This window comes from Rubritalea marina DSM 17716, from assembly GCF_000378105.1.
GTDB classification, from domain to species: domain Bacteria; phylum Verrucomicrobiota; class Verrucomicrobiia; order Verrucomicrobiales; family Akkermansiaceae; genus Rubritalea; species Rubritalea marina.
Genome location: NZ_KB899255.1, coordinates 56,417 through 74,107, shown reverse-complemented (window position 1 = coordinate 74,107; position 17,691 = coordinate 56,417). Strand labels below are relative to the sequence as shown.

The 17,691-nt window shown below is 52.8% G+C and carries 13 protein-coding genes; 9 read left to right on the top strand and 4 right to left on the bottom strand.

Annotated elements, in window-relative coordinates; genetic code table 11:
* Nucleotides 1-160 precede the first annotated feature (160 nt).
* From F454_RS16580 to F454_RS0108520, 3 genes are all read left to right on the top strand, one after another.
* Nucleotides 161-382, top strand: coding sequence for a hypothetical protein (locus tag F454_RS16580; RefSeq protein ID WP_205619010.1), 222 nt, complete (start codon nt 161-163; stop codon nt 380-382).
* Nucleotides 383-449: 67 nt separating this feature from the next.
* Nucleotides 450-1,415, top strand: a complete 966-nt coding sequence (trpS, locus tag F454_RS0108525; protein ID WP_018970228.1) for a tryptophan--tRNA ligase — start codon at nt 450-452, stop codon at nt 1,413-1,415.
* A gap of 117 nt (nt 1,416-1,532) precedes the next feature.
* Nucleotides 1,533-3,566, top strand: coding sequence for a protein kinase domain-containing protein (locus F454_RS0108520; protein ID WP_018970227.1), 2,034 nt, complete (start codon nt 1,533-1,535; stop codon nt 3,564-3,566).
* Here F454_RS0108520 and F454_RS0108515 read toward each other — a convergent pair.
* On the bottom strand, nt 3,555-3,785 hold the full coding sequence (locus tag F454_RS0108515; RefSeq protein WP_018970226.1) for a VF530 family protein: 231 nt from the start codon (nt 3,783-3,785) through the stop codon (nt 3,555-3,557). The two genes, F454_RS0108520 and F454_RS0108515, sit on opposite strands and share 12 nt — an antisense overlap.
* 134 nt (nt 3,786-3,919) lie before the next feature.
* On the opposite strand from F454_RS0108515, the gene F454_RS0108510 reads away from it, so the two are divergent.
* From F454_RS0108510 to uvrA, 3 genes are all read left to right on the top strand, one after another.
* On the top strand, nt 3,920-5,020 hold the full coding sequence (locus F454_RS0108510; RefSeq protein ID WP_018970225.1) for a metal-dependent hydrolase: 1,101 nt from the start codon (nt 3,920-3,922) through the stop codon (nt 5,018-5,020).
* 66 nt (nt 5,021-5,086) lie between these two features.
* The gene (locus F454_RS0108505; protein ID WP_018970224.1) at nt 5,087-6,556 is read left to right on the top strand and encodes a phospholipase D-like domain-containing protein; all 1,470 of its coding nucleotides are present in this window, start codon (nt 5,087-5,089) and stop codon (nt 6,554-6,556) included.
* A gap of 817 nt (nt 6,557-7,373) precedes the next feature.
* On the top strand, nt 7,374-12,971 hold the full coding sequence (uvrA, locus tag F454_RS0108495; RefSeq protein WP_018970223.1) for an excinuclease ABC subunit UvrA: 5,598 nt from the start codon (nt 7,374-7,376) through the stop codon (nt 12,969-12,971).
* 33 nt (nt 12,972-13,004) lie between these two features.
* Here uvrA and F454_RS0108490 read toward each other — a convergent pair whose 3' ends face one another.
* Entirely contained in the window at nt 13,005-14,303 is a 1,299-nt protein-coding gene (locus F454_RS0108490) for a hypothetical protein (RefSeq protein ID WP_018970222.1), read from the bottom strand.
* A 271-nt stretch (nt 14,304-14,574) separates the two neighbouring features.
* Here F454_RS0108490 and tnpA point away from each other — a divergent pair, with 271 nt between their 5' ends.
* On the top strand, nt 14,575-15,027 hold the full coding sequence (gene tnpA, locus F454_RS0108485; protein WP_018970221.1) for an IS200/IS605 family transposase: 453 nt from the start codon (nt 14,575-14,577) through the stop codon (nt 15,025-15,027).
* Nucleotides 15,028-15,217: 190 nt separating this feature from the next.
* On the opposite strand, the gene F454_RS0108480 is transcribed toward tnpA, so the two are convergent.
* Together F454_RS0108480 and F454_RS0108475 are read right to left on the bottom strand one after the other, a co-directional pair.
* Nucleotides 15,218-15,895 (bottom strand): PEP-CTERM sorting domain-containing protein, encoded by a 678-nt coding sequence (locus F454_RS0108480; RefSeq protein ID WP_083912945.1) that lies wholly within the window; start codon nt 15,893-15,895, stop codon nt 15,218-15,220.
* A gap of 109 nt (nt 15,896-16,004) precedes the next feature.
* Entirely contained in the window at nt 16,005-16,337 is a 333-nt protein-coding gene (locus F454_RS0108475; RefSeq protein WP_018970219.1) for a DMT family transporter, read from the bottom strand.
* Between the two features lie 123 nt (nt 16,338-16,460).
* On the opposite strand from F454_RS0108475, the gene F454_RS0108470 reads away from it, so the two are divergent.
* Together F454_RS0108470 and F454_RS0108465 are read left to right on the top strand one after the other, a co-directional pair.
* On the top strand, nt 16,461-16,847 hold the full coding sequence (locus F454_RS0108470; RefSeq protein WP_018970218.1) for a hypothetical protein: 387 nt from the start codon (nt 16,461-16,463) through the stop codon (nt 16,845-16,847).
* Nucleotides 16,848-16,946: 99 nt separating this feature from the next.
* The gene (locus tag F454_RS0108465) at nt 16,947-17,663 is read left to right on the top strand and encodes a DUF2071 domain-containing protein (protein WP_018970217.1); all 717 of its coding nucleotides are present in this window, start codon (nt 16,947-16,949) and stop codon (nt 17,661-17,663) included.
* Nucleotides 17,664-17,691: the final 28 nt, after the last annotated feature.

Genomic DNA, 17,691 nt, shown 5'->3' with positions numbered 1-17,691 from the left:
TACCTACTAACGAGAATCACCGCGCGGCACAACCACCCAGAACAATAAAATGCCAATCACGGATGAATTTGCGTGCGCGCAACGCCACTCTCTCATGCGTCAACGCTTCTAGAAATCCTTGATTCTATAGGTAATCGGCCTCATCATCCCGCCCATGAACATGCGACTTCTCATCCTTACTGCACTCTCTGCAAGCCTAGCCTCTTGCAACACCTTCAATGGTATGGGCAACGACATCAAAACATTTGGTAGCGGGGTCGCCAATAGCGCCCAGGGCAAGCCATGGTACGGTGAAGACCACGCTCCCACACCGAACCCAGCACCAGCCAACAATCAAATGGCTCCCACCCAAGTGCCACAAACTCAGATCCCTCAACAATAATTGTTCTTGAGCAATTCCTGAGTATCGCTACACGACAGCACCCACCAAACGAGACATCCCTACGACCATGCGCATCCTCACCGGCCTCCAGCCCAGCGGCAAACTCCATATTGGCAACTACTTCGGCGCCATGCAGCCAGCAATCCAACTCCAGGATCAAGGCGACGCCTTCTACTTCATTGCCGACTACCACGCCATGACCTCCATGAGCGATGCCGCCACCCTGCGCAGCAACGTCCAGGACCTCGCCATCGACTTCCTCGCCTGCGGACTCGACCCCGAAAAGGCTACAATCTTCCGCCAGAGCGACATCCCTGAAGTGAACGAACTCGCTTGGATTCTCTCCACCGTCTGCCCGATGGGCTTGCTCGAGCGCTGTCATTCCTACAAAGACAAAGTAGCGAGAGGCCTCTCTGCCAACCACGCACTCTTCGCCTATCCGGCACTCATGGCCGCAGACATCTTGCTCTACGACGCCAATCTCGTCCCCGTGGGCAAAGACCAAAAGCAACACCTCGAAGTCACTCGCGACCTCGCTCAAAAAATCAACGACAAGTTCGGCGAAGGCACCCTCGTCATCCCCGACGCTCAGATCCGCGAGGACACCGCCGTCGTGCCTGGCATCGATGGACAGAAAATGAGCAAAAGCTACGAAAACACCATCCCACTCACCGGCGGCAAAAAAGCGATCCGCAAGAACATCATGCGCATCGTCACCGACTCCACCCCAGTCGAAGACCCCAAGCCCACGGACGGCTCCAATGTCATCGCACTCTACAAGCTCTTCGCCGATGAAACAGCCGTCAACCAAATGATCGCAGAACACGAAGCTGGCGGCTTCGGCTACGGTCATTTCAAGCAAACCCTCTTCGATGCCTACTGGGATAAATTTGAATCCGTACGCGCTAAGCGTGAAGAACTTGAGAATAATCTCGATTATATTCAAGAAGTCATCAAACATGGCGCAGATCGTGCTCGGGAAGAATCAGCAAAAGTACTCGATCGCGTGAGACACGCGGTAGGCTTGCGCTAATCTATTGAGGAAACTCATTGGATTCTCCCCCACTCCATGTTAGCATCTTCAAATCACCTCATTCCTTTACCAGCGATGGTACGGGACACCCAACATTGAACCCCACCCCCTTGATCAATGACACCCCCAAAGTACAAGATAAAGTCGCTCATCGCGAAAGGCGCCACTGGCGGCATCTACAATGCTATTGATACCGACACCGATCGCGTGGTCGCCATCCGTAGATTTTACCAGGATAACTGCGACCTTCTCGAAACGCAGTGGCAGCCCGAATTTCTCAGCACATGCAAGATTCTGCTCAAAATTCAGAATCCTTACCTACTTCGCCTTCTCGATGCAGGCGTCGATGAAGAGGGCCCGTATCTCGTCACCCGCACCCCAAAGACTCTCCACTCACAAAAGCTCTCAGACTGGCTCGATAAAAAAGAACTCAGCGAGTCCGACGCCTTTGTCATGATCCAACAAGTGCTCCGAGGCATCGGCGAAGCACACAAAGCAGGCATGGTCCATGGATCGATCAGTATCGATTCCGTCTGGGTCATCGACAAACCAGAAGGGCCGCACTTTATCGTTCGAGACCTCGGCATCACCAAGATTGCCAAATTCCTGTTCAAAGACCAACTCGACACAACCAAGATCTACGACTACCAGAGCCTAGCCCCTGAGCACTTCCTCGGCCAAAAGATCGACACACGCACCGATTGCTACGGCATTGGTCATCTCGTATACGCCTCCTTACTCTATGGCGTCGAGTCCCCATTCCACGGCGTTGAGGTCTCGACCCAACTCCACAGCAATGGCGCACTACCTGCCATCAGCAACTACCGCCCTGAGCTCAATCCAGCCCTAGTGGAATGGTTGCGCATGATGACATCCACCGCTCCAGAGCAACGCCCCAGCAGCATCCAGCAGGCCACACTAGCACTCACCGAACTCCTCAGTGGCTCAGCCATAACAAATGAGATTGCAGAGGAAGCACCCTCGCTAAAACAAGCCAAAAGCAAAACAGCCAAAAGTCCCAGCGCCCAAGTCACTCTCAAAGCGGGTGGTGGCACATTCGGCAAACGCTTCAGCCTCAATCAATCAAACTCAGCGTCCAGCAAACTTGGCCTCAAACCCAACGCCTCACTGAAGTCCTACAAACTTCAAAAACAAGCTTCACTGAGCGCCTTCAACAAATACGGCATCAGCACCCCAAAACCAAGCTACGCAGGCAGCGGAGCGAAGCTCCCGCTCTTCATCATCCTCTGCCTACTCGCCGGCGGCGCCTACTTGCTCTACTCCCAGAAGCCTGAACTATTCGGCAAAACAGCCCCAGCAAGCATCGCCAAAACACTCAACAAAACCGACAGCCCCCCACCTAGCATCAGCAACAGCGAAGTGCACTACAATGTCGCCACCTCCAACGGCCACCCACAAGACTTCACCAGACTCGAATCTGCGGATTACCTCGATTGGCGAGTCTACAGCGCCCCTCGCATCACCGCCAGTAGCGCATCACTCGGCCAACCATGGATCGGCAGCTACACGACCCAAGGCGACCACAACGTCGATCACTACCCGCCTGGGAATCTCAACTTCTTCGACACCATGACCCGCAGGCAAATCCAGCCAAAGCAACGCATCCATGGCGAAAACTCAAGCCTAGCATGGACAATCCCAGTCACGATCCACCCACCGAATAATGAGGTCAAACTCACCGTCCACTACACCAGCTGGCACTGTGACACCACGTTGCAGGTCCTCTCAGCACACCAGCAAAAACCACTCTTTGAAAAAAGCTTCAACGCCGCCGCCACGACTCAATCCTACGGCCTCAGCGTCGACCTCAAAAGCCATTCACCGGGGCAACCAGAAGAGCTGATTGTACACATCAAGAGCAGCAACAAATCACAGCAAAAATGGCACGCCCTCTCGCTCAATGCCATCGTTGTCGAATCGCTGAACAAGCCCGAGCCAGTTGCCCCCATACAACCTGCCGAACCAAGCACCCCTGCGGATGAAGTCGACCCACTAGAAGAAACTCCAGAACCTACGGAGCTCGCTCAAGAAAAGGAAACAGAAGCACTCGAAGAAGACTCCGAAGAAAGCACCTCAGCTACCGAACTAGCAGAAGTCTCACAAGACCAACTCACTGGATCAGGAAATTGATCGGTAGTGGCGGTATAGCGCCTCCACCTTCGCACGCGCCCATGGCGTCTTGCGCAAGAACTTTAAGCTCGATTTCACGCTCGGATCATTCGCAAAGCAATTGATGCGAATGCGTGCCGCCATATCATCCCAGCCATAGGCATCCACCAGCTCATTGAGCATCATTTCCAAGGTCACCCCGTGCAAGGGATCGTTCGATTGTGGTTGAGCATCTGGCATGCCTGTAGGCTTTCAGATCCACGCCAAGATGTCAGCACAATTCACCACGCATCCCCGCGCAAAAACTAACGCAGCCCATCCACCATAGCATTTTCCTCTTCCACAACACCAAATACTAAGCATAGTCTGAACCTGTGGATTCTATCACTCAAGCGACCCTAGGTGCACTCTGTGGCGAGCTCGTGCTGCGCCGCCAAATCGGCTGGAAAGGCATGGCCTGGGGCTTCTTCTTTGGCACCCTGCCAGACCTAGACGTCTTGATGTCACCGTGGCTTGACCCGATCGAGGGCCTGCGCAACCACCGCGGACTCTCCCACTCGCTCTTCCTCATGCTCACCATGAGCCCGCTCTTTGGGCTCTTGTTAGCCAAGCTCCACAAAAGCGTAAGCTTCAAACGCACTACCGGATTCGTATTGCTAGCATGGTTTACCCACGTCCTCATCGATTGCTTCACCAGCTACGGCACCCAGATCTTCGAGCCCTTTTCGGACAATCGCTTCGCCTTCAGCAACATGTCGATCATCGACTTCTTTTTCACCATCCCAATGTTGCTAGGTTGCCTCCTCTGCCTCTTCTTCAAACGTGAGAGCCTAGCGCGCAGCCGCATCGTTTGGGCCAGCACCATCTGGATTTGCTTCTACAGCACCCTCAGCTTTATCAGCCAGGCGATGGCAAAGCATCACTTCCGTGAGGCACTCCAAGCTCAGGGGGTCGAAGCTGATAAGTTAGAAGTTTCCCCGACTCTCACCAACATCATCCTCTGGCGCATGCTCGCCAAGGTCGAGTACCAAGGAAAAGACGCCTACGCCATCGCCTATTGGTCCCACTTCGACACCCAGCCGATCCAGGTCGAAATCGTCAGCAATCCACACAAGCTCGCCGAACCGTTCCTAGAAAACAAAAGCTTCCAAACCCTCGACTGGTTCAGCAAAGGCTATTGGCGTGTGTTCCAAGACCAGAACGACAGCGAAAGCATCTACTTCGTCGACATGCGCTTCGAAGGCATTCTCAACGACGAAGGCACCGTCAAACTCCCCCCCTTCATCTGGAAACTCAACCTCGACGATCAAGGGAAGATCACCAGCCAACGCGCCAACCTACGCTCCGGTGTCGACCCCAAGCGCGCCGTAGGCCGCCTCCAACGCCGCATCATGGGCGATAAACTCCTATGGCGGCGCGGTCAGTGGCCCTGGGGTCCCAGTGAATTACTACCACCACCCAACACCCAGCAATAAGCCCAGAGTCAATGCGCGTATCACCTTGCCAAACAACAAGTCTCAGGTGTATGTTAGAACTTAGTTTTGGAAATTGTTACCCAGGCCCAACAATTACTCGCAGCGCTCTGGCCATTCCTCGCCACATGCATCCATGTGCTAGGAGCTAGCGCGGTCACTGTGCACGTGCTCTTGCGCAAAAAAGAGACACTTTCCTCCATCTCATGGATCGGCATCGCCTGGCTCTCCCCCTTCCTAGGCTCCGCCGCCTACCTCATGTTTGGGATCAACCGCATCCAACGCAAAGGGGTCTCACTCGGGCTCTCCACCAGCTGGCACCACGATAGTGAACTCCAACCCAATGCACAAGACCACCAACGCATCCACCAAGCGCAAGTCGATCACGCAAACTTCACCGGCCTAGTCTCGCTCGGCACCAAGCTCACGGGCAAATCTCTCTTCATTGGCAATGCAGTCACCCCCCTCATCAATGGCGACGAAGCATACCCCGAAATGATCCGCGCCATCGATGAGGCCAATGTCAGCGTGGCTCTCAATAGCTACATCTTCGACAGTGACCGCGCAGGTGAACAATTCCTCACCGCCCTCAAAAAGGCCCACGATCGCGGCATCATCGTTCGCGTCCTCATCGACGGCGTAGGTGCGCGATACTCCAAGCCCAGCATGGTCAGTCGCCTCCGCGCCGCTGGCGTCACCGTCGCAGAATTCCTACCCTCGCGCAATCCCGCTGCCATGGTCTTTGCCAACCTGCGAAACCACCGCAAAATCCTCGTCGTCGATGGCACAACCGGCTTCACCGGAGGCACCAACATCCGCGAAGGCCATTGCCTCAAGCTCGATCCAGACTTCCCGGTAGCCTGCCTCCACTTCAAAATAGAAGGCCCCGTCGTCGCCGAGCTCCAAGAAGCCTTCGCCATCGACTGGGGCTTCACCACCGACGAAGCACTCAAGGGCAAAGATTGGTTCCCCAAACTCGAACGCAAAGGCTCCGTCTTCAGCCGGGGAGTCCCCGATGGCCCCGATGAAGACCTCGATAAAATCGTCGAAATCATCCTCGGCGCACTCGCCGTCGCCCAAAAGCGCGTCACCATCATCACCCCCTACTTCCTCCCCTCCGACTCCATCCTCGATGCACTCGCCGTCTGCGCCATGCGCGGCGTCCAAGTCGACATCCTCCTACCAGAGGAAAATAACATCCGTATCATGGACTGGGCAGCCACCCCGCAGCTCAGCCACCTCATCAAAAAAGGCTGCAACATCCGCGTCAGCCCCGCCCCCTTCGACCATACCAAACTCATGATCGTCGATGGCATCTGGTCACTCATCGGCTCCACCAACTGGGACGCCCGAAGCATGCGCCTCAACTTCGAGTACAACCTCGAATGCTACGACGTCACCCTCGCCACCCAACTCCTCAAGATTGCCGAGGCCAAGCTAGAGCGCTCCAAAGAGGTCTCCCTCCAACAGCTCTACCAGCGCCCCCTCCTCGTCAAGCTCCGCGACGGCGCCGCTCGCCTCCTCTCTCCGTATTTGTAGCCACCTGCGGCTGAGTAGATAGTAAAAAAGCCACTCGCTGTGTACACGAGTGACTTGAGTGATTAAGAAGTATGTCTCTTAGTTTACGATCTTGGATCTTCTTCTACAGGAACCCAAAACACAAAGCATTTACCTTTAGGATAAATGCGTCGACCTGTCTTAGGGCAGGTAATCCATCTACGGAATACCTTCCTATATCCTGGTCTATTTTCTGGGTATCCATCTCCTTGAATTGTCATGTAGATGTTCTCAGGTTTAATTTAATTGACCCGGGATGAAGCCCACTGTATTCATACATATACACAGTATGCTTGTTTACAGTATTTATACTTCTTCCTAGTACGGGACTATATGTCCTCAAGAAGATAACAAACATGTTTTAAAACCGCCTGACGCTGCAACGTCAGGCGGTTTTCGTTTATTCCCCTCGGGACATCACCATACTATGATTAGCAGTAGAATTGGTCAACGTAGTTTTGCCCATATAGCATAAACAAATTATTCACAATACCACATGTTGTGCTTCGCGTGCAATATGATTGGTTTAATATTTAGTATGAAGCAAGCTGCAATGCCTATCAGTGTTAGGATTACATAGTCATTTGAACATTAAAGATCAACTTTGCTTCACACCTTCAATTGGGGATAAAAAAAATTCCACTAACAAAAACTCAGCACGTATTTTTAATTTTAGATTTGATATTCCATATAGCAGTCTTGCGCCTCTTCCCCATTTAAGAAAACCTTCTCAGGAATATCCTTAAAATCATCGCACATAAAACTTAACACTGAGATGATACCCGCTTAAGCTTCCGTCGTGGAAAAAACGTCGATCAACATCCAGGGGGCCCGGCAACACAACCTCAAGAACCTAGACCTTAAAATCCCGAGCAACCAGCTCACCGTGATCACTGGCCCCTCAGGGTCCGGCAAATCCTCCCTCGCCTTCCACACCCTCTACGCCGAAGGGCAGCGCCGCTATGTCGAGACCTTCTCACCCTACGTGCGCCAATTCCTCGACCGCATGGACAAGCCGGTGGTCGACCACATCGACAACATCCCGCCGGCAATCGCCATCGAGCAAAAGAATAGCATCCGCACCACGCGCTCGACCGTGGGCTCGCTGACCGAGCTCAACGACTTTCTCAAGACACTCTACCCACTCCTCGCCAGCGCCTATGACCCAGAGACAGGCGAGCAAATCCAGCCCGACACCGTAGAATCCATCAGCCGCTGGGTGCTCGAGCATTGCGAAGGAGAAAACATCCTCGTTCTCTTCCCAATCCAGATCTCTGAACAAGCAACCAGCGCCGAGGTCACCAGCTTTCTCAACCAACAAGGCTACCTCCGCCTCCTGCGCGACGGAGCCGTGATGCGAACCGACGACGCCCCCGATGACGGTGCTTGGGGGGCCACCTCAGCAACCATTATCCAGGATCGCATCAAAGTCACCGCCTCCAACCAAAAGCGCCTCAGCGAGGCCTTAGAGGCCGCGCTCCACCTCGGCAAAGGCCATTGCTCGGTGCAGCACCATCAGGGGCAGATCAAAGAATTTTCCAACAAGTGGGACAATCCAGAGACCGGGTTCTCACTTCCCGCTCCTAGCAGCTCGCTGTTCTCATTCAATTCCCCACTCGGTGCCTGCCCGGAATGCCGTGGCTTTGGTCGCGTCATCGGCATCGACCTGCACAAGGCAATCCAAGACCCGACTCTCACCATCCGTGAAGGCGTGATCAAACCATTCGAAAGCGAGCGCGGTGCCGAGTGCAAAAGCGACCTCATCACCGCCGCGCACGAGCGCAGCGTCTCGCTCGACACACCCTGGCACCTCATGCCACAAAAAGACCGCGACTGGGTACTGCAGGGCGAAAAAGGCAATGCCGACAAGCTCTGGAAACAAGGGAAATGGTACGGCGTCCGAGGCTTCTTCGACTGGATGGAAAGCAAGGCATACAAAATGCACGTGCGTGTCTTCCTCTCGCGCTACCGCGCCTACACCACTTGCCAGAGCTGCAATGGCACCCGCCTCAAGCCCGAGGCATCTTGCTTCAAAATCAATGACAAATCGCTCCCCGATCTCTGGCAACTCACCCTAGGCGAGCTAAAAGAATGGTTCGACGAGCTCAAAACTTCGCACTCCTCACTCCACACTTCACACTTATTGGAGCAGTCAAACTCCCTCAAACACGCCCTGAGCGAGATCACCAGCCGCCTCGGCTATCTCTGCGACGTAGGACTTTCCTACCTCACGCTCGACCGCCCAGCACGCACCCTCTCTGGCGGCGAAATCGAGCGTGTCAACCTCACCACCTGCCTAGGCGCTGCTCTCACCAACACGCTCTTCGTCCTAGATGAACCCACCGTAGGCCTCCACGCACGCGACATCCATCGCCTCGTCAAAATCATGCACCAGCTGCGCGACAAAGGAAACACCGTCGTCGTCGTCGAGCACGAAGAAGCAGTCATGAAACACGCCGACCACCTCATCGACATGGGGCCAGAAGCCGGCGAACACGGTGGCAATATCTCCTACCAAGGGCCGATCCCGGCGACCCAAACCGCAGCGGAGGAAACCCTCAAACAGAACCCAGAGTCCTGCACCCTTCCCTACCTCACAGGTTCTAGCAAAATCCAACAGCCGAAGAAGCGCCGCAAGGCCAAGCGCCACCTCATCATCAAAGGTGCCCACCAACACAACATTTCTAACCAAGACATCAAGATCCCGATCGGCAGCTTCACCTGCCTCACCGGCGTCTCAGGCTCAGGGAAATCCACCATGGCCAATGAGGTCATCTACCGCAATTTACTCAAAACCTTCCTCATTCCGCAGGACGAAGACCCCGCCTTCATCAAATCAATCACCGGCGCCGACTACATCAGCGGTGTCGAGCGCGTCGACCAATCCCCACTAGCCAAGACCCCGCGCTCCACACCGGCAGTCTACGCCGGCGCCTTCGATGCCATTCGTGAGCTCTTCGCCCTCAGCGAGGACGCCTACGCCGCAGGCAAGAAAGCCGGATACTTTTCCTTCAACTCCGGCGAGGGACGCTGTAACCGCTGCTGGGGTAATGGCTTTGAAAAAGTCGAGATGCAATTCCTGAGCGACCTCTTCATCACCTGTCCAGAATGCGATGGCAAGCGCTACCACAACGCCGCTCTCAACTACAAGCTGCGCGGTAAATCGATCGCCGATGTGCTCAACTTCACCATCAACGAGGCGATCGCCTTCTTCAAACCCGCCGATGACGCACCGAAAGGTAAGGAAAAAAACCTCTGTAACAAGGTCCTCACCACACTCCAACCACTGGTCCACGTGGGCCTTGGCTACCTCAGACTCGGCCAGCCACTCAATACTCTATCAGGTGGTGAGTCCCAGCGCATCAAACTCTGCAGCCTGCTCAGCAAAACCGGTAAAGTCGAAGCGCAGGGCAAGCTTCTCATCCTCGATGAACCTACCACTGGACTCCACTTCCGCGACATCGAACGCCTTCTCGGCGTGTTCCAGTCACTCGTCAATGCCGGCCACTCTCTCTTGGTGATCGAGCACAACCTCGACGTCATTCGCAACGCCGACCACCTCATCGAAATGGGCCCACAGGCGGGCTCAGAGGGCGGCCAAGTCACCTTCGCTGGCACCCCTGAGCAAATCCTTAAATCCGACACCGAGACTGCCAAGGCTCTACTCGCAGAAGAGGACGCCATCGGATTGAACCAAACTTCGCTCAAAGTCGCAGAGGACGAAGAAAGCTATAAAGTGGCTCCAACACATTCTAACAACATCGTCATTAGTGGAGCACGCGAGCACAACCTGAAGGACATCGACCTCTCCATCCCTCGCGATTCCATGGTCGTCCTAACCGGCCTCTCAGGCTCAGGAAAATCCACTCTAGCCTTCGACATCATCTTTGCCGAAGGACAGCGTCGCTTCCTCGACTCGATGTCCCCCTACGCTCGCCAGTTCGCTGGACAACTCGAAAAACCGGAGATCGACAAGATCGAGGGCCTCCCACCGACAGTGGCAATCGAGCAACGGGTCTCGCGCGGCGGCGGCAAATCCACCGTCGGCACCGTCACCGAGATCTTCCACTTCCTCCGCCTACTCTACGCCAAGCTTGGCACCCAATACTGCCCAGACTCCGGCGAGCCCGTGGTCTCACAGACCTCCGACGCCATTCTTGAGCAACTCAAGGAAAGCCATAAGCCGAAGCAACGCAGGCTCCTACTCGCCCCATTGATTCGCGGCCGCAAAGGCTTCCACACCGACGTCGCCGAGGCCGCCGGTCGCAAGGGCATCGAACAATTATTAGTCGATGGCACACTCACCGCCACCGCCGACTTCCAGGCGCTCGCACGCTACAAAGAACACGATATTTTTGCCGTCATCAGCGATGGGGTGTTGCCGGACGACGAGCAGCTCGACCAAGCCCTGCGCTTGGGCAAAGGCCAGTGCGGCACAGCAGTCGAGGGCGCAGCTGGCGATTGGGCCCTAGAAACCTACTCAACCGCTAGAGTTTCACCCGTTACAGGGCGCTCGTTCCCCGAGCTCGATCCACACCACTTCTCCTTCAACTCCGCTCGCGGGTGGTGCCCCAGCTGCCGCGGCTTCGGCATGATTGCCACCAGCGCGCCGAAGAAACGTAAGAAAAAGCGCGGCAAGGACAACGAATTCAACTCCGCCGCCGAAGCGGAGATTGCCGAGGAAATCCAACATTCAGCCAATGATGAAGATAGCGAAATGCAAGTCTGCCCAGACTGCCAAGGCGACCGCATCAACCGCGATGCTCGCTTCGTCTTCCTCCACGACCACAACATCGCCCACGTCAGCAAACTCCCAGTAACAGAAGCTGCCGAGCTCCTCTCTGGTTGGAAATTTGAAGGCCGCGATGGCATCATCGCCCGCGACATCCTGCCAGAGATTGTGCAGCGCCTGCACTTCCTCGAACAAGTCGGCCTCAACTACCTCTCCCTCGACCGTTCCGCCGACACTCTCTCTGGTGGTGAATCCCAGCGCATCCGCCTCGCCGCCCAGCTTGGCTCGAACCTCACCGGCGTGCTCTACGTGCTGGATGAGCCCACCATCGGTCTCCACCCGCGCGACAACGTCAAGTTGCTCGACACCCTCGAGACCCTGCGCTCACGTGGCAATTCCCTGCTCATCGTCGAGCACGACGAGGAAACCATCGAGCGCGCCGACCAGCTCATCGACCTCGGCCCCGGCGCCGGCGTCAATGGAGGCACCATCGTGGCAAACCTGCCCGGTGCTGAGAGCACCCAGACCAGCGCGACCAATAGCTTCCCAGAGTCACCCACACTCGAGGCGATCGCCAGCCCGCTCCAGCACCCGCTGCGCGGCAAGCGACGTGCTCTACCAAAGGTCGGCGACAAAGACGCCTGGCTCAAGCTTAGCAAGTGTAGCTACAACAACCTCAAGGACATCGACGTGCGCATCCCGATCGGACGCTTCACCACCATCACTGGTGTCTCTGGCTGTGGTAAATCCTCACTCATGCGCGGCACCCTGCCGCACGCCTTCGAGCTTGCCAATGCCAAGAAAAAGCAACTCAACTCAGACACCTTTGCCAAGTCACAAAACTTCGACACCTTGAAGCATTGCTTTGAGGTGGATCAGAGCCCAATCGGCAAAACCTCGCGCTCCTGCCCAGCCACCTACGTCAAAATCTTCGACACCATCCGCCAACTCTTCGCCCAAGTCCCCGAGGCCAGAATGCGCGGCTACACCGCGTCGCGCTTCAGCTTCAACAACAACGAGGGCCAGTGCCCAGAGTGTAAAGGCAATGGCCGCATCAAGCTAGAAATGGACTTCCTCCCCACCACCTGGGTCCCCTGCACCAGCTGCGACCAAATGCGCTACAACCGCGCCACCCTCGAGATCCTCTACCAAGGCAAGACCATCGGCGAAGTGCTGCAGATGAACATCAGCACCGCCGCAGAGTTCTTCAAGAACCATCCAAAACTGCAACGCACCCTCAGCCTACTCGCAGACACCGGCCTCGGCTACCTCCAGCTCGGCCAAGCCTCACCCACCCTCTCAGGCGGCGAAGCCCAGCGCCTCAAACTCGTGGCAGAACTCACCAAAGGCCGCAAGTCCGTCACCGCCGTCAAGCCCCAGCACAACAACCTCTACCTCATCGAGGAACCCACCATCGGCCTCCACCAGACCGACATCGTCAAGCTCATCGACGTCCTCCACCGCCTCGTCGATGAAGGCCACACCGTCGTCGTCATCGAACACCACACCGCCATCATGGCCGAAGCCGACTACATCATCGACATGGGACCAGAAGCCGGCGACCAAGGCGGCACCATCGTCGCCCAAGGCAAACCCGAGCAAATCGCCAAATACAAGAAGTCACAAACCGCACCATTCATCGCCGGAGCCCTAACGGGAAAGTGAGGAGTTAGAAGTGTTTGAAAATTGGAAGCTCTCTTATTTATTTGCCACTACCTGCTCTAAAAACCTCTTACTCGAAGATTCTAATTTCACGATGAAATTTTTCACACTCTGGAAGTCCCTTCCAAGTAGATCTTCAGTTTTAATTTCAAAATGCTTCACCGTGTCTCCATATGATTTCTCAAGAACCGAATATGGCACATCTTGAGTGCGTTCATCGATTAATTGAGAGAGCGGCACATTATTACCTTTAGATCTGTTTCTCAAATAAACAGCATTAATCAGAATATGAGAGGTTGCTCCAATATCCTCAAACTTCTTAATTAAAGTGGAAGTCTGCCCTTTTGCCTTTCCCTTCTCAATTTGCACTGTGGTCGTACAAGTGACTTTTTGACGGATGAAATCAACTTCTATAGTGAAAGTGTTTTTACGAACTTTATCCACCATATACTCAGATGTAATTAATTTCTTACTATTTAAGCTCTCCTCGACCTCATCTCGTCTTTTGGAAGAATTCACCAATTCGACATGGAATTGGGATCGATCTGTGAGTTGCAAACTTATATCCTTCTCCTCCTGTATATACGAATCTGTGATTTTATTTAACAAATCAAATTCTATTTTTTGATCTGAAGAGTATCCGTGAATAGCATTTACAGAATCTTTCCAATACTTACCCATGTTGACATAACCACTCAGGTTCTTGTGATTATCAAAATAGCGCCTGAGCTCTTTAAGAATATATACATGATCTTCATCCTCCACTTTATTAGTCCGGATAAGTCTAGATCCAGTCACCTTAAGATAGGTCCATGACCAATGATAGAGATTAAAACTTCTTTTCTTCAGACTAATAGGAGACTCTTTTGGGTTAGAACTAAGCTGATTAGAAACAGTAATAATATCATTAATTCCTATCTCCCTTGCGAAGTTCGAATACCGTTCAACCTGCTCAGCATCAAGATGGTTATCTTTCACTTTAGCTTCAACGAATCCAGCCCACTCTATGATGGGAGTATTCTTCCCACTTGTTATCACAAGTAATCCATCAGGACGGTCTTCCTTAGTATCACTAATAACTTCAGTGTAAGCGTGAAGTTGAGCGTTTCTTGCGCCAAGCCTAGAAATCCCAATTTCTCCAAATAACTCCTCACGGTACTCTTTGATAGCACTTAATGAGGCTAAGAAAATGGAAGTAGTCGAGACCTCATTCTCAGAATTACCACTTGGGAATAATCTCGCTTTCTTCGAGTCTAATGCTTCAACACTTTCTAACTTTAATATTTGATACAAGTCCGAGAAGTTTGTCTTTCCTATTTCAATTTTTTTAGGCATTGCGAATCGATATTAAATTTATTTGTTAGATAACTATTTTCACAAATTCATCTCAAGCATTTAATTCACCAATATTCACATCTCTAATGACAACCGCAGCTTTGCATGAAATCATGGATACTTAATATGCCAGACACAATCATGGCTCAAGCCTACCCCCTCACACCAAAGGTGTGGCCGATACCAGCATGGGGTGAAGCGCTAGCGCCACCCCATGATCCCGGTGAAAATAAATATCGAGAGCTGAAAGCTCGTGAGATAAGATGGAGTAATGCCCCAATCTCTCTCGCACAACTTGCTTCACGTAATCTTTAGCACCAAAGAGCGTCGGCCATGGATTTGTTCAGAACATCGCGAGGCTCTACATGCTTATCTAGCGCAATCCGTGAGGCATCACGATTGTGAATGCTATCGTGTGGGTGGGGTCGATGACCATGTGCACATAGCGGTTCGGCTATCGCGCACTTTGGCAGTATCAGACTTGATCCGTGAACTGAAATCTAGTTCTTCAAAATGGTTCAAGTCGCAATCAAACTCGTTGAAACAGTTTCAATGGCAACGGGGATACGGAGCGTTTTCGCTGAGCCCGAAAGATCTCGATGCTCTGCTTCGCTACATCGACAAGCAAGAGGAACATCACCGACAACAATCATTCCAAGATGAGTATCGAAAAATTCTCAGAAAATATGGAATCGAATGGGATGAAAAATACGTTTGGGATTAGCCTATCTGTCGAGCCTTCAGCTCTCGCTGTTTCTTTATCTATTCCATGGGGTGGCGCTCCCGCTTCACCCCATGCTGGTATCTTTGGCTCCTTTAGAGCCTTTTGACGCTAACAAACGCTCACAAAACAACAAAAGCCACGCTTATCGAGCGTGGCTTTGTTTGCTAAAACTTACTACTTCCTACCGTCTCTAGCTTCGCTTACGACGAGCAAGGAGTGCTAGAGAACCTAGCCCGATGAGGGCGCTAGAACTTGGTTCTGGTACAGTGGCGGAGCCCACCACATCGAGTTCTTTATAACCCACACCGGAGAACTGTTGGGTACCAAAAGTAAATCGCACGGCATCCACCCCCGTTGCTAGAATACCAGTACTGTTTTCAGTGATGGTGGTTCTTTCTTGGGTAAAGAGATCGGGAGTGTTGTTGACCGTAGTGATGTCTGTGAAGCCAGAGTCGCCAACAACGGAGTAACTGACCGTGTAGGCTTGAGTGCCGCGGTTGTTGTCCGCCCACCCTGCGTATGTGATAATGGAGGAAATGTCGTAGCCCAGCGTGTTGGTACTAACATCAAGTTCATAGGTCACCACGCCATCTTGGATCACGTAACTTTCAAAGCGACCATCGGTAGAAATATCACCAAAAGCACCATTGGCTAGCACCGTGAAGTCATTACCACCTGCAGCTGTATTCTCACCAGCATTCGGCGTGAGCGCATCGATCGCATTCGATAGATTAGTTTCGAGCAGGTCGTTGGTGAGGACTGTGTAGGCCGTGTCCTGGCCATCGGCAGCTACCAGAACTGCAGCATTCACAGCGCTCAGCATAAGGCCAGAGGCTAAGCAGCCAGCATAAATTGTATAATTTCTCATAGTAGATAATGTGGGAGTTAGATAGACGATCAACTAACATAATCACCCATCTCTAAGACCATTACAATAACAAAGTACCGCTACGACGATCATCCAAAAGCGCAGCCGACTAATGGGTCGACACTTTGGAAAAGAAATTAAGCACGACAACGCCAGCGACGATGAGCCCGATACCCAGCATGGCGGCAAGGTCCAGTGATTGCTTGAAGACGACCCAACCGACGATAGAAATTAAGACAATCCCGACTCCAGACCAAATGGCATAGGCCACCCCGACTGGGATGCTGCGCAGACTCAGCGATAAAAAATAAAATGCGACGCTGAAGGCGACCAACACAATCGATGAGGGCACGACCTTGGTGAAGCCATCTGAGGCCTTCAGGGCAGAGGTACCAATGATCTCCGCGAGGATCGCAACGAGTAGGAAAAGATATGCCTTCATAAGATGAAAACACTATAAGCAAAGAATACCAAAATACAAATCGGAGCTAGGCGAGCACGCTCAAGATTTCCTTTCCATCAGAGCGAATCTCTCTATGCTAGCCTCAACCTAACAAATAACAACATGCAACAATCCCAAGCTCCCATGCCCGCCATCACTCTCTGGATCATCTGGTTTGCGATCCTTACGGGCCTTTTCATCCTTCAGACATTCATCGTGGGGGGCTTCCACACAGGGCCGGCCAGTTCTCCAGTCTCCAGCGGCATGGTAGCGATCTGCATGAGTGGCATCATCATCGCTTCCTTCATCCGTTGGTTCATCCTCCCGCGCCAGAGCAGCCTCGCAGCGCAGCTTCCCGTGATGATCATTGGCCTCGCCTTCGCCGAGCTGACAGGGCTGCTGAGCATGTTCCTCATTGGCAAAGCCTACCCAAGCATGCAGCTCTTGGGCTTCATCCTCTCGGTTCTCGCCATCCTGCAATTCATGCCAGTGTACGCGAAGACGAAGTGAACAAATAATGAAACTACTAAGGGAGAAAACAACCTAGAATCAAGCCTTAGCCACCGCATTGGTAGACGATGAGGCATTCCTAAGATCTTTACTAAAACTATGGCAAAAGAAGTTACCGGCATCATTGACCACCGAATCCTTCTCAATTTTAGAATCGATCCGGAAATAATGGACAAACAACTACCGCCTCAATTCACTCCAAAGATCGTTCACGGCTACGCCATAGGTGGTATCTGTCAAGTAAGCCTCTCAGAAATGCGCCCCAAAGGGATGCCCGCAATTTCAGGAACAAACAGCCACAACGCCGCACACCGTATTGCAGTTGAAACGTCACAAGGGGAAGGTGTCTACGTTCTCAGACGTGATACCAGTTCATGGCTAAACACCGTAGCTGGGGGGCGATTGTTTCCTGGCATCCATTCTAAGGCACATTTTGATATTGCTCAGGCTAATGGCCACTACTCGGTAAAGATCACTGATAGCAATAACGATCCAATCATGTCCATTCGCGGAGAAGTCGCACGAGAACTCCCAAATGGGTCTATTTTCCATTCGACTCAAGAAGTCTCCGACTTCTTCAAGACTGGTAATATCGGTTGGTCACCCAGAGGAAACGACTCAGATTTTGATACTATCGAGCTACAGACAAAAGAATGGGATATGGAGCCACTCCATTTGGAAGAAAGCTTCTCATCCTATTTCTCGGATACAAACAAATTTCCAAGTGGTTCTGTAGAGTTTGATAGTGGCATGATCATGCGTAATTTAAAGCATAGCTGGATAGCACGAGACAGACTGTGTGACGTTTGCGGATAATCAATCACCCTACGAGCTAACACCCCTC